A 1,804-nucleotide genomic window follows, 5' to 3' on the forward strand; every position below is an offset into this window, starting at 1 on the left:
TCGCCTTCTGGAACTGCAGGTGCGTCTGCGGGCCCAGTTGACGATGTTCGAGCGTGCAGCAGGCGCCACGTCTCCAGCCGCCTCCAGACCGACCGGTGCCTCACTCTTGTAGCCGTGGCCGCCGAAGTCCCGCGCGCCCTCCCCAATCTGCTCACCGGATCCAGCTGTTCTGCGCGAGGATGTGGCGCGCGAGCAGGCGTCCGCGTCGGCGCTGTTTCATGCCGAAACGAAGTGGCGGACGGCCGAGGCGGTGCGGTCGGGGCCGGCGGCATGCCGCGCCTTCCAGCAGACCCATGGGTAAGGCCACTTTCACGGGAAAGTGCTGCCCCTGGAGCCGCAACTCCACGACCTCCTTCCTCTTAAACGTTCGGTCTGCATAGAAGTACAGTTGTCTATACAACTGGACTTTTGTAAAGAACACCACTGCTCCATTCGCGCAGCAACACGAAGTCTCTGTAAACCATCAAGCTTCTCGGTATAGAAACAGGGCCCTGAACGATGTCCACTCGAGGACAGACCATCAATGAATATCGTACTCAGATTGCAAATATGCGTCTAATAATAAACCAAATATTTAACAATGAAATTTTGCACAGAACAGACGAAGCTAGCGAATTGGTGAACAGTCACTATGATCTCATTGCATGGGCAAAAATGACCATCTGTCTTTTGCAGAAGGTGGTAGATCGCTACGATGCCGGCTCGGAGCGCGGCTCAGACTTGCCCTAATATAAGTGTTACGTCAGAACGACAAACGGATGCCTGAGTAGGCGCGGTTATTGCTAGTGCTGACAGGTTGAACGGCGGCTTGGTCACAGCCTCAACCAAGGCTACAGGCCCTGGGCCAGGCTTATCGGGCCTCAGGCGGGCGGCCCGCGGTCCATTATCGCCATGCGCGCCTCTATCCGGTTCAGCGTCGCCCGCATGTCCACCACGTCCGCCAGCATCCGGTCCATCGTGCACTCCATGCCTGACAGCCTGCCCACCATGCGGACCAGTATGTCCGCCGCCTCCGTCGCCTGGGCCGGCGTCATGCCCATGCACTGAAACTCCGCGCGCAACTGCACCATGTCCGCCGAGGTCAGGTCCTCCCCGCACATGTCCTCGGCCGTCATGGCCGCCGTTCCCGCATCGGCACCACGTTACCGGCGGCCAATGGATCCGGCGCTACAAGCCGGTTCTGCGCAGCAGGGACCAGCACCGACAACGCATTTGTTGGCGCCGCTGCGCGAAAGGCCGAGAGGTCCTTGGGATCAACCGTGACTATCTTTCCTGTGGCGGCCACAGCCTGAAGTGCGGGGCGCTGATTGCCGGCATGAGCCGCGGCGCCCACCCGGCCCAGCTCAAGTGTTTTGGACGCCACAAGCGCTTGATGCCGTCGGCGAACACCTCGAATTCGGCAACCTGTTCGACCAACCCCCGCTGCGGGGACGCTGTAACCAGCCTGGGCAGGGCGCTCGGCCGCCGTATAGAAAAAAGGCCCCGACGCGTGACACGCCGGGGCCAGTTGGATGAGTCAGGGAGGACAGCCAGAATGCCGCCCCTACGGAGCGGACGGCAAGCACGCCGGCTCAGCCTTTTCGCCACATCTCGATGGCGCCGTGCTTGCTGCGCTGCGCACTACCGGCACGTAAGGACAGGCGTGAGCATTCTATGGAATGGCTGGCTCGTCAGGCTGCAGAGTAGCGACTGGCAATGGGTGGAGGCTGCGGCCGGGCTGCGGAGGCTGGCGATCCCGACTGATGCCGCCTAGTGCACTGACTCAAACGGAAGGTGCAGGGAGTCTGGCCAGTTTGCCGAGGAT

1 protein-coding gene is annotated in these 1,804 nt (G+C 61.3%); it reads right to left on the reverse strand.

Annotation, left to right across the window (positions count from 1 at the left end):
- Positions 1–860 precede the first annotated feature (860 nt).
- Positions 861–1,115, reverse strand: coding sequence for a hypothetical protein (locus tag ACFHPP_RS30925; RefSeq protein WP_437167063.1), 255 nt, complete (start codon positions 1,113–1,115; stop codon positions 861–863).
- Between the last annotated feature and the right edge of the window lie 689 nt (positions 1,116–1,804).

The organism is Falsiroseomonas sp. E2-1-a20 (assembly GCF_051433195.1).
Taxonomy (GTDB): Bacteria; Pseudomonadota; Alphaproteobacteria; order Acetobacterales; family Acetobacteraceae; genus Falsiroseomonas.

Excerpts from the sequence above, each read along its gene's own strand:
- ACFHPP_RS30925 (WP_437167063.1), bottom strand. The coding sequence starts at position 1,115 with ATGACGGCCGAGGACATGTGCGGGGAGGACCTGACCTCGGCGGACATG.